The sequence below is a fragment of the Amycolatopsis sp. lyj-109 genome (genome assembly GCF_046548995.1).
In the GTDB taxonomy this organism is placed as follows: Bacteria; Actinomycetota; Actinomycetes; order Mycobacteriales; family Pseudonocardiaceae; genus Amycolatopsis.
Window position 1 is genome coordinate 376,591 of sequence record NZ_JAJPWR010000001.1, and the last position, 26,398, is coordinate 402,988.

The 26,398-nt window shown below is 71.3% G+C and carries 27 protein-coding genes and 1 pseudogene; 12 read left to right on the plus strand and 16 right to left on the minus strand.

Annotated features, from left to right (window positions below; translation table 11 throughout):
• Window positions 1-59 precede the first annotated feature (59 nt).
• The 3 genes from ACLJQF_RS01710 (at window position 60) to ACLJQF_RS01720 (ending at window position 4,119) form a co-directional block, all read left to right on the plus strand.
• Window positions 60-1,217, plus strand: a complete 1,158-nt coding sequence (locus ACLJQF_RS01710) for an EfeM/EfeO family lipoprotein (RefSeq protein WP_410606810.1) — start codon at window positions 60-62, stop codon at window positions 1,215-1,217.
• A 101-nt stretch (window positions 1,218-1,318) separates the two neighbouring features.
• Entirely contained in the window at window positions 1,319-2,473 is a 1,155-nt protein-coding gene (locus ACLJQF_RS01715; protein ID WP_410606811.1) for a Dyp-type peroxidase, read from the plus strand.
• Window positions 2,474-2,499: 26 nt separating this feature from the next.
• Window positions 2,500-4,119, plus strand: a complete 1,620-nt coding sequence (locus ACLJQF_RS01720; protein WP_410606398.1) for a phospholipase C — start codon at window positions 2,500-2,502, stop codon at window positions 4,117-4,119.
• A gap of 91 nt (window positions 4,120-4,210) precedes the next feature.
• Here the strand turns inward: ACLJQF_RS01720 and ACLJQF_RS01725 are convergent, their stop codons facing one another.
• The 11 genes from ACLJQF_RS01725 to ACLJQF_RS01775 all read right to left on the minus strand — a co-directional run bounded on the left by ACLJQF_RS01725 (window position 4,211) and on the right by ACLJQF_RS01775 (window position 15,806).
• The gene (locus tag ACLJQF_RS01725; protein WP_410606399.1) at window positions 4,211-4,612 is read right to left on the minus strand and encodes an ATP-binding protein; all 402 of its coding nucleotides are present in this window, start codon (window positions 4,610-4,612) and stop codon (window positions 4,211-4,213) included.
• 11 nt (window positions 4,613-4,623) lie between these two features.
• The gene (locus ACLJQF_RS01730) at window positions 4,624-4,980 is read right to left on the minus strand and encodes an STAS domain-containing protein (protein ID WP_410606400.1); all 357 of its coding nucleotides are present in this window, start codon (window positions 4,978-4,980) and stop codon (window positions 4,624-4,626) included.
• 34 nt (window positions 4,981-5,014) lie between these two features.
• Window positions 5,015-5,455 carry a response regulator gene (locus tag ACLJQF_RS01735; RefSeq protein ID WP_410606401.1) on the minus strand — a complete coding sequence of 147 codons (441 nt, stop codon included), beginning with the start codon at window positions 5,453-5,455 and terminating at the stop codon, window positions 5,015-5,017.
• Window positions 5,452-7,044, minus strand: coding sequence for a sensor histidine kinase (locus tag ACLJQF_RS01740; protein ID WP_410606402.1), 1,593 nt, complete (start codon window positions 7,042-7,044; stop codon window positions 5,452-5,454). Before ACLJQF_RS01740 ends, ACLJQF_RS01735 begins: the two co-directional genes overlap by 4 nt.
• Window positions 7,034-8,251 (minus strand): PP2C family protein-serine/threonine phosphatase, encoded by a 1,218-nt coding sequence (locus tag ACLJQF_RS01745; protein ID WP_410606403.1) that lies wholly within the window; start codon window positions 8,249-8,251, stop codon window positions 7,034-7,036. Before ACLJQF_RS01745 ends, ACLJQF_RS01740 begins: the two co-directional genes overlap by 11 nt.
• A gap of 145 nt (window positions 8,252-8,396) precedes the next feature.
• Complete coding sequence (locus ACLJQF_RS01750) at window positions 8,397-9,734, minus strand: DUF2252 family protein (RefSeq protein ID WP_410606404.1); 1,338 nt, start codon at window positions 9,732-9,734, stop codon at window positions 8,397-8,399.
• A 57-nt stretch (window positions 9,735-9,791) separates the two neighbouring features.
• Window positions 9,792-10,388 carry a hypothetical protein gene (locus tag ACLJQF_RS01755; protein ID WP_410606405.1) on the minus strand — a complete coding sequence of 199 codons (597 nt, stop codon included), beginning with the start codon at window positions 10,386-10,388 and terminating at the stop codon, window positions 9,792-9,794.
• Window positions 10,389-10,539: 151 nt separating this feature from the next.
• Window positions 10,540-11,250, minus strand: a complete 711-nt coding sequence (locus tag ACLJQF_RS01760) for a GNAT family N-acetyltransferase (RefSeq protein ID WP_410606406.1) — start codon at window positions 11,248-11,250, stop codon at window positions 10,540-10,542.
• A gap of 204 nt (window positions 11,251-11,454) precedes the next feature.
• Window positions 11,455-14,064, minus strand: coding sequence for a CHAT domain-containing protein (locus ACLJQF_RS01765; protein WP_410606407.1), 2,610 nt, complete (start codon window positions 14,062-14,064; stop codon window positions 11,455-11,457).
• 92 nt (window positions 14,065-14,156) lie between these two features.
• Window positions 14,157-14,339: a hypothetical protein gene (locus tag ACLJQF_RS01770; protein ID WP_410606408.1), complete on the minus strand. Its 183-nt coding sequence runs from the start codon at window positions 14,337-14,339 to the stop codon at window positions 14,157-14,159.
• Between the two features lie 327 nt (window positions 14,340-14,666).
• Complete coding sequence (locus tag ACLJQF_RS01775) at window positions 14,667-15,806, minus strand: serine hydrolase domain-containing protein (RefSeq protein WP_410606409.1); 1,140 nt, start codon at window positions 15,804-15,806, stop codon at window positions 14,667-14,669.
• A 101-nt stretch (window positions 15,807-15,907) separates the two neighbouring features.
• Between ACLJQF_RS01775 and ACLJQF_RS01780 the strand changes: the two genes are divergently transcribed.
• The 4 genes from ACLJQF_RS01780 to ACLJQF_RS01795 all read left to right on the plus strand — a co-directional run bounded on the left by ACLJQF_RS01780 (window position 15,908) and on the right by ACLJQF_RS01795 (window position 18,653).
• Entirely contained in the window at window positions 15,908-16,093 is a 186-nt protein-coding gene (locus ACLJQF_RS01780; RefSeq protein WP_410606410.1) for a hypothetical protein, read from the plus strand.
• A 30-nt stretch (window positions 16,094-16,123) separates the two neighbouring features.
• A complete protein-coding gene (locus ACLJQF_RS01785) occupies window positions 16,124-16,489 on the plus strand; it encodes a VOC family protein (RefSeq protein ID WP_410606411.1) in 366 nt (121 codons plus the stop codon).
• Between the two features lie 76 nt (window positions 16,490-16,565).
• Window positions 16,566-18,236 (plus strand): hypothetical protein, encoded by a 1,671-nt coding sequence (locus ACLJQF_RS01790; protein WP_410606412.1) that lies wholly within the window; start codon window positions 16,566-16,568, stop codon window positions 18,234-18,236.
• Window positions 18,237-18,251: 15 nt separating this feature from the next.
• Window positions 18,252-18,653, plus strand: coding sequence for an NUDIX hydrolase (locus ACLJQF_RS01795; RefSeq protein WP_410606413.1), 402 nt, complete (start codon window positions 18,252-18,254; stop codon window positions 18,651-18,653).
• A gap of 210 nt (window positions 18,654-18,863) precedes the next feature.
• Here the strand turns inward: ACLJQF_RS01795 and ACLJQF_RS01800 are convergent, their stop codons facing one another.
• From ACLJQF_RS01800 to ACLJQF_RS01810, 3 genes are all read right to left on the minus strand, one after another.
• Window positions 18,864-19,601: a dihydrofolate reductase family protein gene (locus tag ACLJQF_RS01800; protein ID WP_410606812.1), complete on the minus strand. Its 738-nt coding sequence runs from the start codon at window positions 19,599-19,601 to the stop codon at window positions 18,864-18,866.
• A complete protein-coding gene (locus ACLJQF_RS01805; RefSeq protein ID WP_410606414.1) occupies window positions 19,598-20,173 on the minus strand; it encodes a dihydropteroate synthase in 576 nt (191 codons plus the stop codon). The genes ACLJQF_RS01800 and ACLJQF_RS01805 overlap by 4 nt, the downstream gene beginning before the upstream one ends.
• Before the next feature lie 143 nt (window positions 20,174-20,316).
• Window positions 20,317-20,616 (minus strand): YciI family protein, encoded by a 300-nt coding sequence (locus ACLJQF_RS01810; RefSeq protein ID WP_410606415.1) that lies wholly within the window; start codon window positions 20,614-20,616, stop codon window positions 20,317-20,319.
• Window positions 20,617-20,828: 212 nt separating this feature from the next.
• On the opposite strand from ACLJQF_RS01810, the gene ACLJQF_RS01815 reads away from it, so the two are divergent.
• The 5 genes from ACLJQF_RS01815 to ACLJQF_RS01835 all read left to right on the plus strand — a co-directional run bounded on the left by ACLJQF_RS01815 (window position 20,829) and on the right by ACLJQF_RS01835 (window position 25,522).
• Entirely contained in the window at window positions 20,829-21,737 is a 909-nt protein-coding gene (locus ACLJQF_RS01815; protein ID WP_410606416.1) for a hypothetical protein, read from the plus strand.
• A 33-nt stretch (window positions 21,738-21,770) separates the two neighbouring features.
• A complete protein-coding gene (locus ACLJQF_RS01820) occupies window positions 21,771-22,955 on the plus strand; it encodes a pyridoxal phosphate-dependent aminotransferase (protein WP_410606417.1) in 1,185 nt (394 codons plus the stop codon).
• A gap of 11 nt (window positions 22,956-22,966) precedes the next feature.
• A complete protein-coding gene (locus ACLJQF_RS01825) occupies window positions 22,967-23,893 on the plus strand; it encodes a phosphotransferase enzyme family protein (protein ID WP_410606418.1) in 927 nt (308 codons plus the stop codon).
• A gap of 64 nt (window positions 23,894-23,957) precedes the next feature.
• Window positions 23,958-24,647 (plus strand): TetR/AcrR family transcriptional regulator, encoded by a 690-nt coding sequence (locus ACLJQF_RS01830; protein WP_410606419.1) that lies wholly within the window; start codon window positions 23,958-23,960, stop codon window positions 24,645-24,647.
• A gap of 26 nt (window positions 24,648-24,673) precedes the next feature.
• On the plus strand, window positions 24,674-25,522 hold the full coding sequence (locus ACLJQF_RS01835) for an LLM class F420-dependent oxidoreductase (RefSeq protein WP_410606420.1): 849 nt from the start codon (window positions 24,674-24,676) through the stop codon (window positions 25,520-25,522).
• On the opposite strand, the gene ACLJQF_RS01840 is transcribed toward ACLJQF_RS01835, so the two are convergent.
• Window positions 25,523-25,921, minus strand: coding sequence for a hemerythrin domain-containing protein (locus tag ACLJQF_RS01840; protein WP_410606813.1), 399 nt, complete (start codon window positions 25,919-25,921; stop codon window positions 25,523-25,525). It lies immediately after the preceding gene.
• A 36-nt stretch (window positions 25,922-25,957) separates the two neighbouring features.
• Window positions 25,958-26,254: pseudogene (locus tag ACLJQF_RS01845) on the minus strand (nitroreductase/quinone reductase family protein); the annotation flags it as partial.
• Window positions 26,255-26,398 lie beyond the last annotated feature (144 nt).

Consider the following 26,398-nt stretch of genomic DNA (forward strand, 5'->3'; position numbering starts at 1 on the left):
GCATAATCCGTGACCGGTGATGGTCCGATCGAGTGACGGGAGTGCGTGTGCCGGGGTCAGTGCGAACCCGCTGGATCGTGGTGGCCGTGGTCGTGGCCACCGCGGCGGGCGCCGTCGTGGCGTTCTGGCCGGACAGCGCGGCCGCCGTCGACCCCGAGATCGCGGTCTCGCGCTCGGCGTGCGGCACCGGCTGGACGGATCCGAAGCCGGGGCCGCAGACGTTCCGGCTGCACAACACCGGGTCGGTGACGGCCGAGGTCGACCTGATCGACCCGGCGACCGGCGTGATCTACGGCGAGGTCGAGGGCCTCGGCGCGGCGACGACCCGGCCGCTGCAGGTGAACCTGGGCAACGGCAGCTACGCGTTCCGCTGCCTGCCCGAGGACGCCGGCGCGATCGTCGGGCCCGCCGTGCGGATCACCGGCGGCGCCGAGCGCACCGGGCCGGGCGTCACGCCGGTGACGCACGACGACCTGCTCGGGCCGCTCAAGGCCTACCAGCAGCACGTCCGGACGGGCCTCGGCGAGCTGGTCGCGAACACCGGCGCGCTGAAGAACACCGTCCACGGCGGCGACCGCGCGGCGAGCCAGGCGGCGTGGCTGACCGCCCACCTGACCTACGAGCGGCTGGGCGCGGCCTACGACGCGTTCGGCGACTCCGACGGCGCCATCAACGGCACCGCCGACGGCCTGCCGGGCGGCCCGGCCGATCCGGGTTTCACCGGCTTCCACCGCCTGGAACAGGGCCTGTGGCACGGCGAGGACCTGGGCGTGCTCGCCGTCGTCGCCGACCAGCTCGACACCGACGCCCGCGCGTTGCAGACGTCCTTCGCCGACAGCCAGGTCGACGGGAACGACCTCGGGCTGCGCGCGCACGAGATCATGGAGAACACGCTGCAGTTCGAACTCACCGGCCGCACCGACTACGGCAGCGGCACGAACCTGGCCACGTCCCGCGCGAACCTCGACGGCACCCGCGCGGTCCTGGACGTCCTGCGGCCGCTGCTGACGCCGCGCTACCCGGATCTGTCCAAGGTGGACAGCTGGCTGGACCGCACGCAGAAGGCGCTGGACGCGGCCCACCGCCCGGACGGCACGTGGACCCGGCCGGCCGAGCTGAGCCGGGACCGGCGGCAGAAGCTGAACGCCGATGTCAGCGAGCTGACGGAACTGCTGGCCCCGATCGCGGCGATCGCCGAGCCGAGGAGGGTCTCGTGACCGGCCTGCCTCGCGAGAACCGGACCGGCCTGCGCGCCGCGGGCTCGCCGCACGAGAACGTGACCGGCCTCCCCCGCCGTTCCTTCCTGCGCCGGGCCGCGATGGGCGCGGGCCTCACCGTGGCCGCCGGAGCGGGGCTCGGCGCCTCCTCCGCGACCGTCACCGACGGCAGCTCGCCGGTGCCCTTCCACGGCCCCCACCAGGCGGCCATCCTCCGCAAGCCGCCGGCCCAGACCATCGTCGCCTCCTTCGACGTCGTCGCCGAGTCCAAGGCCGAACTCACCGAACTCTTCCGCGCCATCACCGACCGGGCCCGGTTCCTCACCACCGGTGGAGCGCCCGCCGCGCTCGGGATCACCGCGCCGCCCGCCGACTCCGGCGTCCTGGGACCGGTCGTGCCCGGCAGCGACCTCGGCGTCATCCTCGGTGTCGGCGCGAGCCTCTTCGACGACCGGTACGGGCTCGCGAAACTCAAGCCCGCCAAGCTGAAGCCGATGGCGACGTTCCCGAACGACGCCCTCGACCCCGCCCAGTGCCACGGCGACCTCAGCCTGATCCTGTCGGCGAACGACACCGACACCGTCCTGCACGCGCTGCGGGACATCGCGCGCGCCACCCGCGGCGGCATGCAGCTGCGGTGGAAACTCAACGGCTTCGCCTCCCCGCCGCGCCCGGAAGGCACGCCCCGCAACCTGATGGGCTTCAAGGACGGCACCGCCAACCCCACCGGCTCCGAAGTGGACAGTCTGGTGTGGACGACCGGCGAACCCGCCTGGACCGCCGGCGGCAGCTACCAGGTCGTCCGGCTGATCCGGATGCTCGTCGAGTTCTGGGACCGGGTTTCGCTGGCCGAGCAGGAGAACATGTTCGGCCGCCGCCGCGACACCGGCGCCCCGCTCGACGGTACCGCGGAGACCGACGTCCCCCGGTACGCCGACGACCCGGTCGGCACCGTCATCCCGCTGACCAGCCACATCCGGAAGGCGAACCCGCGCACCCCGGAGACCGACGCCGGCCGGATCCTGCGCCGGGCGGTCAATTACGACCGCGGCATCGACAGCAACGGCAACCTGGACATGGGCCTGCTGTTCGTCTGCTACCAGCAGGACCTGGAGCGCCAGTTCGAGGCCGTCCAGACGCGGCTGGCCGACGAACCCCTGACCGACTACATCTCCCCGTTCGGCGGCGGCTACTTCTTCGCGCTGCCGGGCGTCACCGGCCCGGACGACCACTTCGGGCGCTCCCTGCTCGCGTAAGCGATCCACCACGAAAGGAATCCACAGTGGACACCAGAACCCGCCGGCGACGGCGCGGCCTGCTCGGCGCCGGGGCGATCGCCTCGGTGGCCGCGCTGGCCGTCGTCACCGGCTCCGCGGCGACCACCGCGGACGCCCAGCCGCTGAACCTGTTCCCCGCGCACTGGCTCCCGACGTCGACGCCGATCAAGCACGTCGTCGTCATCTTCGGCGAGAACATCTCGTTCGACCACTACTTCGGCACCTACCCGGACGCGGCCGACACCGACGGCACCCCGTTCACCGCCGCGCACGGCACCCCGAAGGTCAACGGCCTGGACCACAAGCTGCTGACCGACAACCCCAACGCCTACGACCCGAAGCGGCTCACGCCCCAGCAGGCGCTGACCTGCGACCAGAACCACAACTACGGCGCCGAGCAGGCCGCCTTCAACGGCGGCAAGATGGACAAGTTCGTCGAGGAGACCGAGACCGACAAGTGCACCGGGCAGCCGATCCTGTTCGGCGAGCCCGGCCTGGTCATGGACTACTACGACGGCAACACCGTCACCGGCATGTGGAACTACGCCCAGCACTACGCGATGAGCGACAACTCGTTCAACACCGTGTTCGGCCCGTCGACCCCGGGCGCGCTCAACCTCATTTCGGGGCAGACGCACGGCGGCCAGGCGGTCGACCCGGTGACGCACCAGCCGGTCAGCGACGCCTACGCGGTCCAGTCGCCGGACTCCAGCGGCGTCGGCACGATCATCAACGACCCGGACCCGGCGTGGGACGACTGCTCGGGCAAGAACCACACGAGCAAGGACAACCTGGCCACCATGCAGGGCCGCAACATCGGTGACCTGCTCAACCAGCGCCGCGTCACCTGGGGCTGGTTCCAGGGCGGCTTCCGCCCGACCGGCTCGGCCAACGGGTACGCGGTCTGCGGCCAGACCCACAAGAACATCGGCGGCAACGCGGTCGTCGACTACAGCCCGCACCACGAGCCGTTCCAGTACTACCCGTCGACGTCGAACCCGAAGCACCTCCCGCCGTCCTCGGTGCAGGCGATCGGCCAGACCGACCGCGCGAACCACCAGTACGACATCTCCGACTTCAACGACTCGCTCGCGGCCGGCTCGATGCCCGCGGTGAGCTTCCTGAAGGCCCCGGAGTACCAGGACGGCCACGCGGGTTACTCGGACCCGCTGGACGAGCAGCAGTTCGTGGTCGGTGAGATCAACAAGATCCAGCAGTCACCGGACTGGAAGTCCACGGCGATCGTGCTGGCCTACGACGACTCCGACGGCTGGTACGACCACCAGAAGCCGCCGATCCTCAACGGCTCGCACGACGCTTCGCAGGACCAGGCGATCTGCACGGCCAAGCCGACGACGATAGGCACCTACGCGGACCGCTGCGGCTACGGGCCGCGCCTGCCGCTGCTGGTGGTTTCGCCCTTCAGCAAGGTCAACCACGTCGACCACACCCTGACGGACCAGACGTCGGTGCTGAAGTTCATCGAGGACAACTGGTTCACCGGCCGGATCGGCGACTCGTCGTTCGATTCCCGAGCCGGCTCGCTCAACGGAATGTTCGACTTCTGGTGGCCGAAGGCCCGCAAGGTCACCCTCGACCCGAAGACCGGCGCCGTCGTCAAGTAGCCGCACCTCAAGTGCCCTGCCGCAGCTGTCGTGAGTGGTAATTCGGGTTAGAACCCTACTTACCACTCACGACCAGCCGCGGCAGGCTTCGTCAGCGCGCGTCGAGGTCCCAGGTGAGGGTGACGACGGTGCCAGTATCGCCGGAGGTGATGTCCGCCTGGTCGGCGCTCGCCCGCAGCAGCAGCAAGCCCCGGCCCCGCAGCGACACCGGGCGGGTGTCCGGCACCGGCGTCCGCCACTGGCCGTGGTCGGTGATCACCACTTCGAGCCGGCCGAGGTGCAGCGCCGCGTCGACGTCGACCACGCCGGGCTCCGCGTCGTCGTAGGCGTGGTCGGCCACGTTCGCCAGTGCCTCGTAACTGGCCAGCACGATGTCACCCGCGCGGTCGTCGTCGACCCCCGCCGCCAGTACCCATGCCATCAGGTCGTGGCGGACGCGGCGGAGGGCACCGGGCGTCGCGGGGACACCGTGGCGGCGGAACGGTTCCGGCATCCGTGGCCGCCTCATCGGAGTGCTTCGTCGACGGTCGGGTGGACGCCGATCCACGTGTCGAGCCCGGTCGTCTTCAGCGGGCCCGACGTCACCGGGGAATCGCTCACCACGCACAACGCGCGCTCGGCCAGCCTGCGGTGGGCCGCCGCGAGCACCTGCAGCCCCGCCGAGCAGAAGAACGTCACCTCGCGCAGATCGACCACCAGCTTCTCCGGCCCGCGGGCCAGCACCACGTCGACGACTTCCCCGAACTCCGGCGCGCTGACCAGGTCGATCTCCCCCGCCACGGCCAGCACCGCGGCCCGTCCCCGCCAGTCGAGCGTCACCGCCAGGTCGGTGGCGGGCAGATCCGGCGTCGAAGGGGTCACGGCCACCCATCGTGCCGCACTCCCCGCCAAACGGCTACCGGTGCGGGAGCTTCACCACCGTGACCCAGAAGTCGTCGATCTTCCGGACCACCTCGACGAACTTCTCGAAGTCGACCGGCTTGGTGACGTAGGCGTTGGCGTGCAGTTCGTAGCTGCGCAGGATGTCCTCCTCCGCTTCGGACGTGGTCAGCACGACCACCGGGATCGTGCGGAGCCCGGGATCCTGCTTGATCTCGCCGAGCAGTTCCCGGCCGTCCTTGCGGGGCAGGTTGAGGTCGAGCAGGATCAGCCCCGGCCGCGGCGCCTGCGCGAACGGCCCTTCGCGCTTCAGGAACCGCAGCGCTTCGACGCCGTCCTCCGCGATGTGCAGCGGGTTGCGGATCTTGTGGTACGCGAACGCTTCCCGGGTCATCAGCACGTCACCGGGGTCGTCCTCGACGAGCAGGATGTCGATCGGGACGGACGCCTCGGTCATGCGACCCCCTCCTCATCGTTGGCCGGAGCTTCGAGAGCCGGGGCATCGCGGCCCGGCAGGGTGAAGCGGAACGTGGTGTCCGCGGCCTCGGTGTCGAGCCAGATCCGGCCGCCGTGGTACTCGACGATCCGGCGGCACAGGGCCAGGCCGATCCCGGTGCCCGGGTACGCGGAGCGCGTGTGCAGCCGCTGGAACAGCGCGAACACGCGTTCGGCGTACTCCGCGTCGATGCCGATCCCGTTGTCCGCCACGGAGAACACCCAGTCGTCGCCGTCGCGCTCGGCGGTGACCCGCACCTCCGGCGGCGACTCGCCCTTGAACTTCAGCGCGTTGCCGATGAGGTTCTGGAACACCGCCGTCACCAGCGCCGGTTCGACGCGCACCTCCGGCAGGTCGCCGCGGCCGACCTTGCCGCCGCTGAGCGAGAGCGCGACTTCCAGGTTCGCGACCGCGTCGTCGACCAGCGCGCCCGCGTCGGTCACGACGTGCTCGCCCGGGTTCCGGCCGACCCGCGAGAACGCCAGCAGGTCGTTGATCAGCACCTGCATCCGCTTCGCGCCGTCGACGGCGTACTCGATGTACTGCTCGCCGCGCTCGTCGAGCAGGCCCTGGTAGCGGCGCTGGAGCAGCTGGCAGAAGCTGGCCACCTTCCGCAGCGGTTCCTGCAGGTCGTGCGAAGCGACGTAGGCGAACTGCTCCAGGTCGGCGTTGGACCGCTCCAGCTCGCGCGTCCGCCGGTCCAGCATGGCGTTGGACTGCTCCGCCTCCCGCGTGCGCCGGTCCAGCAGGGCGTGTGCCTGCTCGAGCTCGGCGACCTCGTCGAGGATGCGCTGCCGCATCGCCTCGACGTCGGCGCCGAGCTGGGCGATCTCGCGCGGCCCGCTCCCGTGCACCGGGCGGTGGATGTCCTGGTCGGCGACCCGGCGGACCTCGCCGGCCAGCCGCAGGATCGGCCGGGTGATGATCTGCCGCAGGCCGAAGAACAGCAGCGCGAACAGCAGCAGGACGAGCACGGCGACGACCACGAACATCGCGTTGAGGAAGCTCGCCGCCGCGTTCAGCTCGGCCCGGCCGGTATCGCGGATCGCGGCCAGGTGGTCGAGCTGGGCATCGAGTGCCTTGCGGACGTCGACGAACAGCGTCCGGCCGCGCTCGACCTCGGCCGCGGTGACCGGCGGCGCGCCCGGGGCGATGGTGGGCGCGGCCGAGGATTGCCAGGCGGTGGCCGTCCGCACCACGGCGTCGAGGTCGTCGCCGATCTGCGTGCCCGGGACCGCACCGAGCTGCCGCAACTGCGTGACGGCGTCGGCCTGCGCACGCATGCCGTCGGTGTAGGGCGTCAGGAACTCCGGCTGACGGCCGAGCTGGTAGCCGCGGACCCCGCTTTCCTGGTTCAGCAGCGCGGTCGACAGCTGGATCGCGGCCAGGCGCTGCGGCCCGATCACGTCGAGCAGGCGGTTGCGGGCGCCGGTGAGGTTGTTCAGCGCGATCCCGCCGGCGACCAGCGCGACGAGCAGCAGCACGGTCTCGGCGACGGCCAGCAGGGCCAGCCAGCGGCGGGTCGGCCAGCCTCGTGACTCAGCGCTCATCGGCCTCGGCTTCCGGGTCGTGGGCTTCCGGGTCGTGGCTGAGCAGGGCGAGCGCCACGTCGTCGTCGAGCGGGCCGGAGTTGAGCCGTTCGGCGCGGGCGATCAGCTCGTCGAGCAGGGCCCGGTCGTGGATCCCGGTGTCGCGCTTGATGTCGAGCACCAGTGCGGCCATCCGCTCGTGGCCCAGCCGTTCGGACCCGGCGCCGACGCGGCCCTCGAACACGCCGTCGGTGTACAGCAGCAGCGACCACCCCGGCTCCAGCGGCACTTCCAGCGCGTCCCACTTGGCGCCCTCGACGACGCCGAGCGGGACGCCGAGGCGTTCCCCGGAGAGCAGGTGCCCGTCGCCGGGGGTGAGCAGCAGCGGCGGCAGGTGCCCGGCCAGTGACAGGCGCAGGGATCTTCGGTCCGGCGCGACGACGACCATGCAGACGGTGGCGAACAGCGGCTCGATCCGCTCGTGCACCAGTACCCGTTCGACCATGCTCAGCACGTCGGCCATCGGCAGGCCGGCCATCACGAGCGAGCGCCACGCGATCCGTAGCGCGACGCCGAGCGCGGCCTCGTCCGGGCCGTGGCCGCAGACGTCGCCGATCATCATGTGCACCGTGCCGTCGGCGAGCTCGATCGCGTCGTAGAAGTCGCCACCGAGCAGGGAACCGTTGCGGCCGGGCCGGTAGCGGGCGGCGAGGTCGAGGTGGGGGTCGCGCAGCAGCGGGCTGGGCAGCAGGCCGCGTTCGAGCCGTGCGTTCTCCCGCGCGAGCAGCTGCTGCTGGAGGAACTGCTGCTCGACCTGCTCGGCGCGCTTGCGTTCGCGGGCGAAGCGCAGCGCCTTCACCAGCAGCGGGCCGTCGACCTGGTCCTTGACGAGGTAGTCCTGCGCGCCGGCGGCGACCGCGGCGACGCCGGTGGCCTGGTCGTGCTGCCCGGTCAGGACGACCACCGCGACGCCCGGCGCGTGCTGCCCGAGCTTGGTCAGCCCGCCCAAGCCCATCGCGTCGGGCAGCTGCAGGTCCAGCACGACGCAGTCGGCGGTGAGCGGGCCGCTGAGCGCGGCGGTCAGCGTCTCGACGCGTTCGAGCACGTACGGCACGGCCGTGTCCGCCAGCATCTCTTCGACCAGCAAGGCGTCACCGTCGTCGTCCTCGATCAGCAGCACCCGCAGGCGGGTGCGGGGATCCCACGATGAGTCGAGCGCGGCGGTCACCGGCGTCTCCCGTTCGGCTGCTCTTCCAGACGATCAACCCTAGCGGCACCGGCGGTGGCCGCCTACGGCCGTGCAACGGCCCCACCGGGGTAGCGTTTTATAGCACCCCGGTGTGACACGTGGTGGATAACGGTTCGGATGACGCTCAGAACAGAGGACGGCCGCTGTTCTTCGCGGTGACGTACGCCTGCCAGTCGCGGGTGACCTGGTCGGCGTAACTCGTCGCGAAGGCCCGCGTCTCGGCCTGCAGCCCGGAGACGGACGTGATCGCCCCGTCGATGGCCGCGTCCGCCGAGTAGCCGAGCCCGGTCCCGGCGATGTCCTGGTCGGCGCGGGCGTGCGCGGCGGCGAGGAGCCGGGCGACGTCCCGCACGGTGTCGTCCCAGATCGCCGACGTCGTCAGGTCGCCGATCTCGAGGTCCTCGGCGAACGGGGACTTCTCCTTGACCAGCACCGGCGTGCTGCCGACGCTCGCCCAGCCGGCGAGCGGGTCCGACCGGTTGGCGAGCCAGCGCAGGGCCAGGGCCGGGCGCTGCCCGCCGGTGAGGGTGGTGGCGTTCGGCGCGAGCGGCTTCGGTGCCGGGTCGACCTCCTGCTTGAGCTCGAGGATCCGGTCGTCCGACGCCGCGGCCGTGTCGCCCTCGACGAGCACGTACCAGCGGAACCGGCCCAGGCTGCCGGTGCCCGCGCCGGTCCGGCGGCGGACGTCCTTGACGACAGCCTCGGCCGCCGTCAGGGGTTCGCCCGCGGTGGTCCGGTAGGCGGCGATCGCGGCGGCCAGCTGGGTGCGCGTCGCCTCCGGCACGGCCTGCAGCTGCGGGTCGGACTTGAAGTGGCCGCCGGTGGTCCACTTCGCGAGCAGGTCGGCCCGCTTGTCCCCGGCGGCGTCGTCGATCAGGTCCCCGACGAGGTCCGAGGTGTTGCCGGACGTCAGCCGCCAGCTCGCTTCGTCGTCGGTGCCGTGGAACTTCGCGATCCACTGGGCGTATTCGGCGACGAACGTGTCGACGTCGGTGGCGATCCGGCTCGCGCTGCGGCCGCCGGCCCGGCCGGCGAGCACGATCGACACGGCTTCGCGGCGCAGTTCCCACGTCCACGACCCGCGCCAGGCGTCGTCGGTGTCGGTGAGCGCGAACTGCGCCACGTTGTCGGCCCCGCGGTCGGCGCCGGTGTTCTCCAGGTGCGCGTCGCCGGTCAGCCACACGTCGCCGCCGGCGGTGGCGTACGCGGAGGGCGACAGTTCGCCGAGGTCGCGGTAGTAGAGCGGCGAGGTGCCCCGGAAGAACGTCCACGCGCTCGACGCCAGCGCCTGCGTCCGCAGCGTCAGCTCGTCATCGGTCACGCCGCCGTTGACCACGTGCAGCGCGTGGTCCCGGTCGTAGACCACCGCCACCGGGTCCCGGCTCAGCCCGGCCGCCTCCCCGGGCGCCGCGGTGGCGAGCAGCGTGACAACGACCAGAGTCCCCACCGCGGTTCGACGCATTCCCCCACGTATACCCGCAAGAGGTGAGCGGCAGTCAACGTCAGGGCGAACTGCCGATCAGCGGTTCCGGCCGCCGCGGGGGTGCTGCCACGAGCTGATCACCGAGCTGACGTACTCGCGCCACTGGTCCTCCGGCGACGCCGAGGTCGGCGTCGGCTCGGCCCGCGCGGGCTTGCGTCCGGCCCCGGCGGGCGCGCTCGTGGTCTCGACCGTGGTGTGCCGGACTTCGGCGGTGAGCGGCGGCGCGACGGCGGAGGCGCTCATGGTCTCGACGGCTTCACTGGAGGGCGGCGGCACGATCGGGGCGGGTGCGCCGGGCGGTGGCACGGCCGTCCCGCCCACCTGGTGCGGCTGGAGCAGCACGACGGCCGCCAGCCCGAGCCCGACGGCCGCGCCCGCGGCGAGGATGAACGGCTTCGCGCGGCGGGATCGGTCGGCGGGCGGCGCGTCCTGGGGCCGGCCGTCTTCAGCTTCGTCGGCCGGCTCGGCGTCGAGCACGGCCAGCGGATCAGGGGCGGGTTCGGGTTCGGTGGCCGCTGCCTCTTCGGCGAGCTTCGCGTCGAGTTCACCGCGGATCATCAACGGCTTCGTCTGCGAGAGGTTCACCAGTTCGGCGACCGAGGGGAGTTCGCCCTCACCGCCCGTGCGTGCCATCGAAAGCCTCCACCCTGTCCGGCGTCACCTGGAGGAACCATGCCCGAGCCGCGAGAGCTGCTCCGCTTCGCCGTGGTCGGACTGGCTGCGTCCGGGGCCACCCTACTGGGCGACTACAGAACGCGGGTGGCGGTGGCGGTGGGTGGTCCTGTCAACGCCACCAGTCGGCGTCGCCGAGAGTGACGAAACCGAGCTTCTCGTAGAGCGGCCGCCCGGACCGCGAGGCGGACAGCGTGACGGGCAGGTCGCCGAAGTGCCGTAGCACCGCGTACATCAGCGCGCGCCCGACGCCCTTCGAGCGGTGTTCGGGCCGGGTGGTCACCCAGTAGACGCCGCCGACGCCGCCGTGGGCCATGGTCACGCAGGCACCCTGGGTGCCCTTGCGGAAGAACTCGGTGCCCTGGCCGAGGAGTTCCGGCGGGAGGACGGTGGCCGGCCGGTAGGGCTGGTATTCCTCCAGCGGGAACCCGTGGACGACGAGGTCTTCGACGGCGGCCAGCTCGGCCGGTGTTCCGGCGCGCTCGACGCCGTCGGGTTCGGGGACCGGGCCGGGCTCGCGGGCCATCACCGGGAGCTGCCCGGCAGTCATCCCGAGGGTGCGCAGGTCGAGCACGCGGAACGGGTCTTCGACGACGACGGCCCGCCCTTCGTCCCGGCGCGCCCGGGCGAGTCCGGTCAGCTCGTCCACGGCGTCACCGCCGGGGTCGGCGGTCCGCAGCATGATCCGGTAGCGGCGGCCGTCGATCACGGTGAAGGCGGGGCGGTCGAGGACGTGGTCGCCGCGGGCCCGGGCGAGGGTGCTCCACAGGGCGACGGCGTTGTCGGAGGCCTGCCGCAGGCGCTCGGTGAGCAGTCCGGTCATGCCCGGCAGCCTAGAGCGGGCGTGGGTGGCCGGCCCAGGCCGATTCGGACCGGTCCACTCGGCTTTTCCTCAGTCGCGATCAAGGTCACGGAGAACGCCAAGGCCGGCTCGCCTCGACGCGCTGCCCCGGATCGACCAGCTGCTCGGCAGCTTCGTCCGGACCGACCCGCGGCTGGTGTGGTCACCGCCGGCGGGAGCGTCGTCCTAACCGGCGCCGAGGCAGACGAACGGGCGCCGGAACGGATCGACGGCGATCGCGTCGGCCAGAGCGAGCGCCGGGCTGTCCCGGACGGCCAGCGCCCGGTAGTAGTCGTCCATCGCGGCCGCCGAGGCGAGGTCGCCGACGCGGGACAGCGGCGCGATCACCGTCCGGGAGCCGCTGGCCAGCAGCGCGCTGGCGAAGCCGAGGGCCTCGTCGCCGGGCCGGATCCGGTTCATGGCCAGCTCGCACGCGGCGAACACGACCTGCCGCGGCGGTTGTTTCAACCCGGCCATCTCGTGGCCGAACAGGGCGCCGTCGGCGAGCTCGAGCCGCGAGAACAGCGCGTTCTCCGGCTCGTGCGCACCGTGCGCGGCGAAGTGCGCGAGCTTGGCGCCGTCCATCGCCCGCAGCACGGACTTCACGGTGGCCTTCGCACCGGTCATCGTCGTCGCGGTGCGGTAATGCGTGGTGAGCTTCTCGAGCTCACCACGGGCCCCGGCCAGCCCGGGCCCGCGGACGAGCACGATCTTGCGGGCCCGCGACGACTTCGTCAGCTCGGCGGCGAGCCAGGCGGTCGCCGACGGCGCGACGACGGTCGGCCGGCCCCGCAGGCCGGGCAGCACGCCCCACGGCACGGCGTAGAGCGGCCCGGTCGGGACGACGATCAGTTCGCGGTCGCCGATGCTGTCGGCCAGGGGCTGGATGAGCTGGGTGTCGAGCTTGTCGGCCTGCTTGTGCGCCGAAGTCATGACGACCTCGGCCAGCCGTTCGGGCAGGTTGTCGGGAGCAAGGGCATCGAGGTCGACGTTGAGCACGCGCGCGGACTCGGCGGCGGCCTCGGCGGACCCGAGCCGCACGAGCCGGCACTCACCCCCGGCCACGACGACGGCGACGAGCTCGTCCCCGGAAGCGGCAAAGCTGACCATGGCCCGCTCACCGAGCCGCGCGACGACCTCGGCGAGCCCGGCAACCGGCCGCGGCCGGCCCCACCGCCCGGTGTGCCAGCCGAGCCGCTGGGCTTCCCGCAGCCGTTCGTTGTACTTCGCCCGCAGCCCGGCGATGGGGTGCCCGTCGTGCTGGGCTTCCTGGATGGCCTGCCCGAGCCCCCGCACCTCGGCCACGCGCGCGGCGAGCTCCGGATCGGTCCCGGCGGAGAGCGGTTCGTAGCGGTAGGTCTGGGCGCGGGTCCGTTCGAGCCAGACGAACAGCCGCCGAGCATCGTTGCGGTCGAGCACGAGCTTGACGGCGAGATCGGCCAGCTCCTGCCCGTGCAGAGCGGTCCCGGAGACGAGGTCGAGCCCACCCATCCGATCCCGGACGGCGTCGAGTTCGGTGAGCCCGGACCGGATCTCGGTGAGCGCCTTGGCCCGGTCACCTTGGGCAACGGCGAGCTCGGCCCGGCAGAGCCGGCGGAGCATCCGGTAGTCGATGGGGGTCAGCTGGCCGGGTCGGGGGACTTTCTGGAGGGTTTCGACGGCCCGCTTGAGGTTGCCCCGGCGGATGTCCAGCCGGACGGCCAGCATGCGCGCGGTGGCGGCTTGCTCGGTCAGGCGGGGAACGGGCAGCGTCTCGGCGGTCCGGATCGCCCGATGGGGCAATGCCGCCGGAATCTCGCCGGACCGCAGAGCCTCTCGGACGTCCGCCTGCAGGCCGATGATCTTCGCGTTCCCGACACAGGTCTGACAGCCCACCTTGAGCATCCGGCGCCGGGCCGAGCCCGCCATCTGCCGGGCGAGCCCCAGATCGTCCGCCATCAGCGCGGCCTCCGCGCGGTGCAGCTCGATGTAGGCCAGCTCGCGGGAGACACTCGGCTGCGACTGCATCGTCGTCATGAGGTCGTCGAGGTGTTCCCCCGCCTCACCCGCCAGGCCCGCGGCCAGCAGTGCCTCGGCCTGCTCCAGCCTGAGTTGTGACGGCACGACGAGATCGAGAGCCCGATACGAGCGCTCGCTGACCTCGTACAGGCGGAGCGCCTCCGGCACGTCGCCGGTCCGCAGGGCCAGGGTACCGAGGAACCGGCGCCCGTCCGCCGCGTCGGCGCGCAACTCGAACTTCTCGGCGAGCTCGATCGCGCGGTTGAGATCCTCGCGAGCTTGAGCGACGTTGCCCAGCTTCGTGTGAACCCACCCTCGGGCAGCCAGGGTCTGGACCAGACCGACCATGCGAGGCTCGGGTTCGGGCGTGTGGTCGAGCCAGTACCGCCGATGCTCCATCGACGTCCCGAAGTACCCGAGGCTCTCCTCGTTGCGGCCGACACTCATCAGCCGGGCCCCGTAGTTGTGCTCCAGCGCTGCGCTCAGCTCGGCGCGCACGACCGGATCGACCACCCCGTTGATCAGCAGGCGGACGTCGTTCAGTCCGGCCAGGCCGGCCTTGAAGTCTCCGGTGATCTCCGACGTCAGTGCCACGAGCGTGCTGGAAAGTCGGATCCGCGTGACCATCCAGTCCGTGTGGTACTCGGATTCGACCGGATACATCGCGTCCAGCAGGCCCATCCCCTTGCGGAGGAGACGGACACCTTCGTGAAAACGCCCGAGGCACGAGACGTCCGAAGCGGTCTGCTGGAGTTTGCGGACCCTGTCGATGGTCTCGGACGGGTCCAGCTTTGTCACAGGCACTCTCCTATGACAGCACAGGCGAAAGCAGAACGGAGCCCGCCTACCGGTCAAAGATCGGCAGGCGGGCAGTCACAGCTTGGTGAAGCTCAGTTGACCTTCTGGTAGCACGGCGGTGCGCAGTTCGGCGTCACGACCGGCCCATCCTTCAGGTGGTCGTGGTCGATGTGCACCCAGCCGAACTCGTCGGGCTCCGGATGCGGGACCACGGGGCCGGCCTTCTCGACCGGCTCCGGGGTCTCGTCCGGCTTGACATCCGTGGGCGTCGACATGGTCGATCTCCTCTCCCCTGGGGATCTTCACGGGGACGCTGCCGTGACGGTGAGTCCCCCTGACGCGAGGCCCTCTCCCCGCGAACGGCCCAATAGTTTCACATCGGAGCAATGATCGGGAGAGTTTTTGCTACGCAAAGTCAGCCTGATGCGTGTGAGCAGGGCCGATGTCGCCACCTGAACGTCCTAACGAGTGAAAGCTGTAACGACGTCCACTACGGACGTGCATTCCCGCACGTCAGAGACCGCCGACCCGCCCGTGTTGCTCCGGGTACGGAATGTGATCACCGAGCCGGCGGGGCGGGCCGGAATGTCCCGTGTGGACGGCTAGGCCGTCGCCGCCGCGTGGACCGCTCGGATCAGACGGGCGTTCTCGGGGGCCGCTCCGCCAGGGAAGGCGAAGCGGCGGCGGTTGTAGCCGTACGCGAGGCCGCTGCGGGGGTCGGCGAAGGCCTGGGAACCGGCCGCGCCGCTGTGGCCGAAGGCGCCCTGGCCCAGCACCGGGTACTCGTCCGAGACGATCGCGAAACCGAGGCCGAACGCGTTGTGGTTGAGGGTGGCGAGGTCGTCGCCGATCGAGTGGATCTGGGCGAATTCCGCCGCCGTGTCCGGACGTAGGAGCCGCCCCGGGCCGCTGATCGCCGCCGCGTACATGCCGGCCAGGCCGCGCGCCGACGCGACGCCGCCCACCGAAGCCGGGCTCAGCTGCCGGACCAGCTTGAGGTTCGGCAGCTCCCAGAGCTCGGGCGCCTTCGGGTGGTTGTGGTTGAAAGCGATCCCGGTGAGGCTCTCCGGCACGGTCGCGTTCACCTCCAGCTCCGCTTGCTGCTCCGGCGTCGGCAGCATCGGCTGCGTGGTCAGGAAGCGCGGCTCCAGCTCCTCGGGCAGCCCCAGGTAGAAGTCCAGGCCGAACGGCTTCCGGACGCGCTCCTCGTAGTGCTCCTGGATGCTGCGGCCGGTAACGCGCCGGACGACCTCGCCGGTCAGCGCGCCGATCACCAGCGCGTGGTAGCCGAACGCCGTGCCGGGCCGCCAGTACGGCCGCTGCGGGGCGAGCCGCTCGGCGATGACGCGGTCGTCCGCGAGCTCTTCGCCGGTGAACCCGCCGTCGGCGCCCACGACGCCGGCGCGGTGCGCCAGGAGGTCCCGCAGGGTGATCCCGCCCTTGCCCGCGGCGCCGAACTCCGGCCAGTAGTGGGCGACCCGCTGGTCGAGGTCGAGCACGCCGTCCTGGACGAGCAGCGCGACCACCAGGTGCGCGGCGCCCTTGGTCGAGGAGAACACGCCGGTCAGCGAGTCGCCGGTGATGACGGGCCCGGTCCACAGGTCGACGACCCGCTCGCCGTCGACGTGCGCGACGAGCTGGGCGGCGTAGTCACCGCCTTCCTCGGCCGCGACGGCGGCGAACTCCTCCCGGACGGACTCGAACCCGTCGGCGACGGTCCCCTGGACGTGCTCGGACGACATGGCGGCTCCTCTGTGATCGCGACGTCTGCACCAGAAACCACGCCACGAGATGCCGCGATATTCCGTCACGTACGACCGCGCGGACGGGATGTTCCCCGGCCATGGGGCAACCGGAGCGCGAAGCCGCGGAATCCCACCACGGCCCGCCCCGGCCGGGTCACGCCCGGATCGGCCGTGATCACCGCGCTGCTCGCGTTGCCGGGCGCGGCGGTGTTCGCGACGACGTCGTGGGGCAGATCGCCCCGCCGATCGCCTACTTCGACAACGGCACCTCCGGACCGCGGTAGAGAACCCGCCGCGTGGGTATCAGTCCGATCATGAAGCTGACCTCCACCGTGCTCGGTACGCCGGACCCTCGCGCGCTCGCCGAGTTCTACTCGAAGCTCCTCGGCTGGCCGATCCGCACCGACGAACCGGAGTGGGTGACGCTGCGCCCGGACGACGGCAGCGCGGGGCTGTCGTTCCAGCTGGAGACCGGGCACGTCCCGCCGGTGTGGCCGCCGGCTGACGGTGCTCAGCAGATGCAGCTGCACCTCGACATCGAAGTCGACGACCTGCAGGAGGCAACAGCGGCGGCGACCGCGGCGGGCGCGGTGGTCGCCGCGTTCCAGCCACAGGACAACGTCCGTGTCTGCTTCGATCCGGCCGGGCACCCGTTCTGCCTCTGGACGCGCACGGGGTGACGCCCCGCGTTCGATCGATCACAGGATCCGCTATGTTCGGCTGAGGTCCTGTTCTCGGCGAACGGAGTTGAGTCCTGTGGGGGTGCACCGGATCTGGCACCACGGACTGGTCCCCACCGAGGGGAAACGCCCCCTGGACGCCTTGCGCAGCAGGCTGATCAGCCGCCAGCGGCAGCACGACGACTACACGGTGACCGATCTCGGTTCGTCCGACGACGGCGGTTCGCGCCGGTGCGATCTCAAGTTCGCGTACGAAGGCAGCGAAGGCCGCTACTCCGTTCAGGTATTGCTTTCGCTGTGCTACCGCGCCGGCGAAGACCGGGTGACGTGGTTGCTGGCCGCGGCGTGCACGCGACCGTGGCGCAGCTGCCACGAAGCGCCGGCGCAGCGGATCGGGCTGGAGGAGCTGGGCGCCAGCGGCAGCGACGAAATCCCGATCGAAACGCCGGTGCTGGCGATGCGTGGCTGGTCGCGCAAGGAATGCGACCATCTCGCCGACCTGCTGGGCGAGGCATTGGTGGCGCCGTGGCGGTCTTCGGCGGTGCTGGTGCTCACCGAGCCGCCGACGGTGCCGGTCGAGGGCTGGCCCGGCATGGTCAACGTCTTCGACGTCGACGACCGCTTCCGCCACACCCTCAACCGGCACCTGCCGCTCGGGTGCGCGGTGCCGCAGGGCGCACGGCTGTACGTGCCGCCGTGCGACCAGCTCCCCGATGTCGTCGTCAGCGAGAGCCCGGTGTCCGGCGAGGCGCTCGAAGGCGCGATCACCCGGCTCATCCAGACCCGCGGCCGGACGCCCCTGCCCGAGGAGTGGGCGGACGTGCCGAGCGTGCGGACCTGGTACGGGGCCGATCCGTTCGCGTCGTCCGAGCGCGAGCCCGACGCCGAGCTGGTCGAAAAGCTCGGCCGCGCCGAGCGGGAGCTGGCCGAAGCGCGGGGCGTGATCACGATCCTGCGAAAGAAGGCCAAGACCCACGCCGAGGAACGGGACCGGCACGCCTGCGACGTGAAGACGCTGCGCCGCCGCCTCGAGGACGCGTGCGCCACCGACGTCGCCTGCCTGCGCGACCAGCTCGCGCAGCTCCAGGCGGAGGTGGACGACTATGCGCGGGCGTTCGAGGAGACGGAGGCCGAGCGCGACGAGCTCAGGCGGGTCAACGGCCTGCTGGCGGGCCGGCTTGCCCGCCACCACGACGCCGACGACGAGGTCGCCGCCGCCGAACGCCCGCCCGAGGACTTCCCCAGCTTCGCCGAGCTGATCGGCGCCGCGGAGTCCTCGCTCAAACACCTGGCGATCACGGCCGAACCGGCGCCGGCCGCGATCCTCGACCACCACCCCAAGGCCGCCGCCTGGCGCCGCAAGGCCTGGGACGCGCTGCGCACCCTCGACGCCTACGCGGGCGCCCGGACGTCCTTGCTCGACGCGGGCCAGGATCCGGGCCCCGAGCTGTCGGACGTGCTCGCGTTCGCCCGCACCGGCCAGCCGGGTTCGCTGATCAGCGCGAACATCATCGCGCTGGCCGAGTCGGACACGGTGACCACGAACGAGCGGCTGCGCCAGGCCCGCACGTTCCGCGTCGATCCCCGGACCAACCCGACGGGCCGCGACTACTTCGGCGCACACATCGCCCTGGAGCGCTTCAAGTCGCCGGCACCGCGCCTGCACTTCCTCGACGACACCGACCGGACGGGCACGGTGTACGTCGGGTACCTCGGCGCCCACCTGCCGACGTCGAAGACGAACTGAGCGAGAATCGCGCGCATGACGGAGATCGCGCACAAGCACTTGGCCTACTGCTGGATCGCCCGCGGCGACCGGGTGCTGTTCCTCCGCCGCGCGCCCGATGTCTTCCTCGCGGGCCGGTGGGAGCTGCCCGGCGGCACGGCCGAGCCAGGCGAGCGCTTCGAGGACACAGCGACGCGCGAAGCGGCGGAGGAGACCGGGTTGACGGTCCGCGTCGCGGACGAGCTGGCGCGCGACGCGTGGCCGGATGTGGCGGGGCAACCCTTGCGCATCCACGCTTTCGTTTACACGGTGGAAGAAGAGGGCGGGGGCGAGGTCGTGCTCAATCCGGAGGAGCACGACGACTTCGCCTGGCTGACGCGGGCGGAGGCTCGGGAACTGCCGCTGCCGGACCACTTCCGGCGGTTGCTCGATCGATAGGGACTTTCCTTGGCGCAGCACCGGATTGCGGTGCCGCGGAGGTCTTCGGGTCGTGGTCATGCCTTCGACGCTACCCGAACAGGTGTGCGAACGTCATCGCTGGAACGGGTGAACTCCGACAACCCTTCGAGCAGCGATTTTCTTTGTGGCACAAGGGAAATCCGGCCAGGGAGCCCCCGAATTCCACATTACCGGAAGGGACCGACAAAACTAGCGATGCGCCAGGTACCTCAGCAGCACGCTGGCGCCGTCGGTGAGCACGGAAGCCAGCTCCAGCTCCGCCGGATCGACCGCCGCGCCAAGGGATGCCCGGCTCGACGTTCCCGCCACCAGGAACGGCGCCACCGTCAGCCGGAACTCGTCGACCAACCCCGCCTCGATCAACGAGCCGAACAGCCGAGGCCCGCCCTCGCAATCGATGCGGCCCAGCCCCTCCGCCACCAGCGTCGACACCACGCGCTCGGCCGGCACCTCCAGCTCCCCCAGCACGAACACCCGGGCACCGTGAGCCGCCCACGCCTCGCGCAACGCCGGGGGCGCGGCCGAGGACGTGAAGACCAGCGTCGGAACCGCCGCCTTGGTGAGCACCGGGGCGTCCGCCGGCAGGGAACGGCCCGTCGTCACCACCGCCACCGGGGCGATCGGGGCCAGGCCGAACCGGCGGCGGCGGTCGGCCGTGGCGGCGTCGGGGCGCATTCCCTCGAAACCTTCCGCCATGGCTGTGCCCGCGCCCACCAGGACGACGTCCGCCAGGTCGTTGCCGAGCCGGTAGACGATCCGGTCCGCCGGGGTCGACAGCGCCCCCGAACGGCCTTCGACCGCGATCGCGCCGTCCGTGCTCGACACGAAGTTCACCGCCAGCCAGCGAGGGTTCGCCGGGTAGCTGTAGAGCTGCTCGAGGTCGCTCTCGGCGAGGTCGCGCGCGGACGGCCAGACCTCACGGATCACTCCCATCGGACCGCCTTCGCCGGCGGCCGGGTGCCCGCGATGCTCGCCGCCATCTCGGCCACGTGGCGGACCTGGCGGGCGTGCTTCGTGCGGATGATCGCCACCCCGGCCGATGCCGCGAGAGCGGCCCGCGCCAGCCCGCCGGGCGTTCCGTCGCCGGCCACCGAAGCCAGCACGGGCACCTCGCCGGATGGCATCGGCGCTCCGAACTCCCCGATGTCCACGACAACGGACAGACCGGTCACGGAAGGGATCGCAGGAGCCGCGTACCCCGCGTCGTACCGGGCGGCGACGTCGGCCAGGTCCGTGCGCGCCACGATCAGGTCGGCGCCCGCTTCGCAGCAGGCCGCGGCGACCGACGGGTCCGCGGTGTCCACCCCGATGACGAGGCCGGGAAAAGTCTCCCGCGCCTGCTCGACCAGGGATTCGGCGCCCGCGCCGGCGAAACTCACGAGATCGGCGCCCTCGGCGACGGCAGAGCGGGCCGCGGGGAGCGATTCGACCGCGGCCAGCACCAGCGCGCGGTCACTGCTCAACCGGCGGCCTCGGAACACGAGGTCGGGGGTCTTCATCGCACTCTCCCTGCTGGACGTCCTTCGCGATCATAAGCGAGGGCCGGCGGGTGAGCGTTCTTCGCCATCAGGTGGCGGGGCATCGTCGCCGGGCCACCCGACCCTTGACGGCTGTGACATCCGGAGAACCGGAGAACCGCTCCTCAGGAGGCGATGGCCTCGTTGATCGCCAGCAGCTCCTGGCAGGTGCGCGTGGCGGTGAACTCGATGACGTCGTAGCGAGCGAGCCGCTGGACCACGAACGGGTCGCTGGCGAGCACGGCGTCGAGCTTGCCGCGCAGCACCGGGCGCGTGAGGATCACCTGGTCGGCCGCGCCGTTGCCCTTTCCGGAAACGAGGAAGAGTCCCTTCGTGAATTGTTTGCGCAACCAGTCCGAATGGTCGGGCAGCGCGTAGTCGACTTCTGTTTCGGGCGCTGTATAGGTCAGCAGTGCGATGTACATGTTTGCAGAGTAGAACGCTCACGCCCGCACCGCATCCGCCTGGCGAGTGGCACCGGACACGCCTTTCGTTAATATTCCGTCAAGAACCAGGGAATTCCTTTACCGGCGCTTTTTCGACATACTCGCCGATTGCCGTACGCCCGTCGTCGTACGTCGCGGTGCCGCCACCGGGCCGACGCGACGCCCCAGGCCGCGGCGCGAGACTCCACGGTATGAACACATTGACCCGGATCCGGTCCCACGGTCGACGAGCCGAGCGCATCGCCTACGCCGTCGGCGCGGCCCTGTTCCTCAGCGGCATCGCGCACGCTCTCGTGCTCATCGCCACCGGCGGCTCGTGGCTGGGCCCGCTGTCGATGCGCAAGGCCGTCACCTTCGGCCTGTCGTTCGGGTTGACGCTCGCGTCGGTCGCCTGGGCGTCGTCGTTCCTCACCATGCGGCCCCGGCTGCGCAACGTCCTGCTCGGCGCGTTCACCGTGGCGAGCGTCGCCGAGGTCGCGCTGGTCACCATGCAGGTGTGGCGCGGGGTGCCGTCGCACTTCGACTTCGAGACGTCGTTCGACAGCTTCGTCTCGATGACGCTGGCCGCGGGCGGCGGCGTGCTCGTCCTGACCGTCATCGGCTTCACGGCCACCGCGCTCGTCGAACCGGGCCCGGCCGCACCGAGTCTGCGCCTGGCCGTCCGCGCCGGCCTGGTCGTGCTGCTGGTCGCGCTGGCCACCGGTGCGGTGATGATCGGCCGCGGGGTCGTCGCGGCCCGCGGCGGCGATCCCCAGCTGGCCTACACGACGGCCGGCGCTCTCAAGCCGCTGCACGCGGTCGCCATGCACGCGATCCTGGTGCTGCCCGCGCTGGCCTGGATCCTGCGCTTCACCGGTCATTCCGAAGCGCACCGGCTGCGGGTCGTCCAGACGGCCGTCGCCGCCGACGCCGTGCTCACCGCCGTCATCGGCGTCGAGTCCTTCACCGGCATCGACCCGCTGGCCGCGCCGCTGCCGCTCATGCTCCTGTCCGCCTTGGCCGCGGCCGTACTGGCGGGCACCGGAATACACGCGTTGTCCGGCATTGAACCGGCCGTCCGATTCGCACGTGTCCTCAACGGGAAGGCAAGGGGCCGGTAATGCGGCGGACGGAGAACACGCGTGCGGCATGGTATGACCACCACCCACGGCCTTTTCCAGCAGAACAAGGCCCACAGCCCGTCGTTCTTCTCCGTGGCGAGGGCGATGGGCCAGCACGCCGACGACCTCGCGGACTTCTGCATCCCGTGCAACCCGTACTTCCCGACCGACGAGATGTTCGGCGAGCTCGAACGGAACCTCCGCACGATCCTCAAGTTCTACCCGAGTGACTCCGCCGCGATCACCGCGCAGTTGGCGAGCGTGCTGCGGCTCAACCCGTCGACGATCTCGCTGGCCAACGGCTCGACCGAGCTGATCACCTGGATCGACCAGCTGCTGGTCGATTCCAGCGTCGCCGTGCCGATCCCGACGTTCGGCCGGTGGACCGACCAGCCGATGGAGACCGGCAAGCGCGTCGACATGTTTCTGCTCAAGGAGGCCGACAACTTCGAGCTGCGGGTGGACGAGTACATCGAGTTCATCAAGCGGCGCGGCTCCCGGGTCGCGGTGCTGTGCAACCCGAACAACCCCGACGGCGGGTACCTGCCGCGCCGCGAGGTGATCCGGTTCATGGACGCCCTCGAGGACCTCGACCTGGTGGTGATCGACGAGTCGTTCATCGACTTCGTCGAGGTCGAGCGGAACCCGTCGGTGGCCGCCGAAGCCGTCGTCCGGCCGAACGTGATCGTGCTGAAGAGCCTCGGCAAGAACTTCGGGCTGCACGGGATCCGGTTCGGCTACCAGGTCTCGAACCCGGCGCTGACCCGCAAGCTGTCGGCCGCGCTGCCGAAGTGGAACCTGAACTCGCTCGCCGAGACCGTCATCTTCATGCTCGCCGAGCGCCGCGCGGAGTACGAGGACAGCCTCAAGAAGCTCGCGCTCGACCGGTTCATGATGCAGTCGCAGCTCGGGCAGTTCCCGGAGCTGACGGTCTTCCCCTCGCAGGCGAACTTCCTGCTCGTCAAGCTGCCCGCGTCGGTCGACGGCGCCGAGCTGTGCGACTACCTGCTCGCCGAGCACCACCTGCTGGTGCGCCAGTGCGGCAACAAGATCGGCATGACCAGCCAGTTCATGCGCTTCGGGGTGCGGCCGGACACCGAAGTCGAGCGGCTGGTCGAGGGACTGCGCGGCGTGGAGCGGCTCGGCGGCGGGCGGCACACGACGCCGACCATCGAGCTGGTCTCGCACGCCCGCGAGCCGGAACGGTCGATCAGCTGAGCACCTGGGCGATGGCCGACTTCCAGGCGAACAGCCGGCCGTTCGCGGAGCTCGACCGCGCCGGTCGCACCCGGCGGCTGCGCCGGCTCGCCGAAGCGGCTTTGACGGCCTACGCCGTGCCGGTGGCTCGCCTGACCCCGCTGGCCCACGGGCACAACACGTCGTTCCGCGTCGACGGCGCCGACGGCCACCGGTACGTGCTGCGGGTGCAGCGGCCGGACGGCCCCGGCGTCGCGCAGGTCCGGGCCGAGATGGCCTGGCTGGCCACCCTGCGCCGCGAAACCGACCTCGTCGTCCCGCAGCCGGTGCCGACGCGCGCGCGGGACCTGGTCACCGTGGTCGCCGACCCGGCCGTGCCCGAGCCGCGCACCTGCGTGCTCTGCCACTGGGTCGAGGGCCGGTTCGTCGACGAGCGGCTCAGCGCGCCGCAGCTGTACGCGGTGGGCGAGTTCACCGCGCGGCTGCACCTGCACGGCGCGCGGATGAACGGGCTCGACCGCCGCCGCGTCGACGACCTGACCGAGTTCGGCCGAACGCAGGTGGACGGCTTCTCCACGACGGTCGTCGACCGGGCCGTCACGGCGGCCGGCGGTGACGAACGGATCCGCAAGGCGGTGGCGCGCGTGCGCGCGGTGCGGGCCGAGCTGGGCTTCGGCTCCGACGTCTTCGGCCTGGTGCACGGCGACCTGCACCAGGACAACTACCTGCTGCACCGCGGCCGCGTGCACGCGATCGACTTCGACGACTGCGGGTACGGGCACTACGCCTACGACCTCGCCGTCGCCTGCGCCGCCCTCGCGCACCTGGCCCACCGCGAAGAGCTGAAGGAGGCGCTCCTGGACGGCTACCGGTCGGTCCGCCCGGCCGCGGCGACGACGGACTCAGGCGTGCTGGCCGCCTTCGCCGCGCTCCGGCGGGTCCAGCTCCGCCTTCGCTGAACCCCGCCGAAGGGGCACTTTCACGTGAAAGTGCCGCGTTACAAGCTGGCGTTACAATTGCTACATGGCCGGACGATCGAGCAACGCCACCAGCACTCGCGACCGCCTGCTCATGGCCGCCGGCCAGCTCCTGCACGAAGCCGGCGACGGGCCGGTGTCGACACGGGCGATCTGCGAGCGCGCCGGCGTCCAGGCCCCCACGCTGTACCACCACTTCGGCAGCAAGCAGGGCCTGCTCGACGCGGTCGTCAACTACGGCTTCACCCAGTACGTCCAGGCTCCGGAGCCGGGCGGCGACCCGGTGGACCGGATCCGCGCGGGCTGGGACCGGCACGTCGAGTACGGCTTGGAGCACCCCGCGTTCTACGTGCTGCTCTACGGCCAGATCGAGCCGGGCGCCCCGTGCAACCTCACGTCGAGCGCCGAGGCGATGCTGCTGGAACTCTTCACGCCGCTGGCGCGCGACGGCCGCCTGCGCGTCGAGCCGGCGGAGGCCGCACGGCAGCTCGCGGCGGCCAACAGCGGCGTGACGCTCAGCCTGATCGCCCAGCCTGAGGAAAGCCGGGACCTGGCGATGTCCGCGCAGGTGAGGGAATCGGTCCTGGCCGGACTGCTCGCCGACCGCCCCGCCGAAGGAACGTCCGTGAGCGCCCTCGCGGTCGCTTTGTCGACCGCGCTCGAGGACGACGACCGCGCCTTGACCCCGACCGAACGCCTGCTGCTGCGGGAGTGGCTGCACCGCCTGGCCAGCTGACCGCTATATTTGTTACATTGCCGGGTATGACAAATGTACCGAGCAGGTTCGGCGTGTTCCTGGCCCCGCACCGCAACGACGTGACCCGCAAGGAACAGGCGATCGCGGCGGACGGGCTGGGGTACGGCGTGGTCTGGCTGGGCACCGGCCGCAACTCGGTCGGCGACCTCGCGTTCGTCGAGGAAATCCTCGCCGCCACCGAGCGGATCACCGTGGCGACGGCGATCGTCAACATGTGGGTCGACGAACCGGAGACGCTCGCCGCGTCCTACCACCGGCTCGCGGGCCGCTACGGAAAGCGTTTGCTGCTCGGCATCGGCATCGGCCACCCGGAGTCGGTCACCGGGTACCGCAGCCCGTACGCCAAGATCGTCGACTACCTCGACCGGCTCGACGCGGCCGGCGTCCCGGTCGAGGCCCGGGTGCTCGCCGCGCTCGGCGACCGCGTGCTGAAGCTGGCCGCCGAGCGCACCGCCGGCGCGCACCCGTACCTCGTGCCGGCCACGCACACCCGGCACGCGCGAGCGATCCTGGGCGCGGGCAAGCTGCTGGCGCCGGAGCACAAGGTGGTCCTGGACGACGATCCGGTGGCCGCCCGCGCCATCGGACGGCCGTACGTCCAGACCCCGTACCTCGGCCTGAGCAACTACGTGAACAACCTGCTGCGCCACGGGTACACCGAGGCCGACGTCACCGGCGGCGGCACCGACCGGCTGATCGACGACCTCGTCCTGCACGGCACCCCGGAGACCGTCGCCAAGGGCCTGCTGTCCCATGTGGACGCCGGTGCCGACCACGTGGCGGTGCAGGTGCTCGGCCCGTCCCCCGAGGCGGAACTGGCCGGCCAGCGGCGGCTGGCCGAGCTGCTGCTCTGATCAGCCGGGCGCGGGCAGCAGGACGTTCAGGGCCGCGACGAGCGTGCGCTCCTCGTAGGCGAAGTGACTGTCCAGTGCGGACTGCAGCCGGTCGAACTCCGCGCGGAGCCGGACCGGGTCGGTTTCCACCTCGACGAGCCGCTCGATCTCCTCCTGCAGCCGGGCCACGACGATGTGCTCTTCGTCGAGCTTCGCCAGTGTGGGCGCGAGGGCGGGGAACCGCTCGGCCAGCAAGGGGAAGATGTTCCTGGCTTCGCCGGTGTGGTGCCGGGTGAGCGCCGTGCAGAGCCCGGCGCAGCGCAGGCGCAGTGCTCGCGGGGTACCGCAGTCCAGCTCGGCGCGCACTTCCTTCAGCTCGCCGCGCAGCCAATCGTGCATCTCGACGAGCCAGTCGCCCATGCGGCGGGCGGTGTCGACCCGGTGCAGCTCGACGACGGGCAGGATCCGGGTCGTGCGCGCCTGGTAGTCCGCGAAACCGGATTCCCGCTCGATCACCTCGGCGAACAGCTTGTCGCGGTCCGGCGGGAGGGCGGCCATCGCCTCGTACTCTTCGGTGTCCGTTTCCACCAGGACGAGCGGGTTGCGCCGGATGTTGTGGTACCAGGCCGGGTGCTTCGGCGCGCCCATCGCCGAGGCGACGACGACCAGCCGGCCGTCGATGTCCAAGGCCCCCAAGGGAACGCGGTGCTTCCGGCCCGTGCGGGCGCCGGTCGTGGTGAGCATGATCAAGCTGGGTGATCCTTTCCGATGAAGAAATCACCGGAGGCCGAGAGGGCGACACGAAGGGCACAGCTCCGCCAGGGGAAAGGCAGAACGTGTCGATCTCAAGGGGGCTGAGTAGCCACTACCTCCGTGTGTCGGCCCATCCGGGGCACG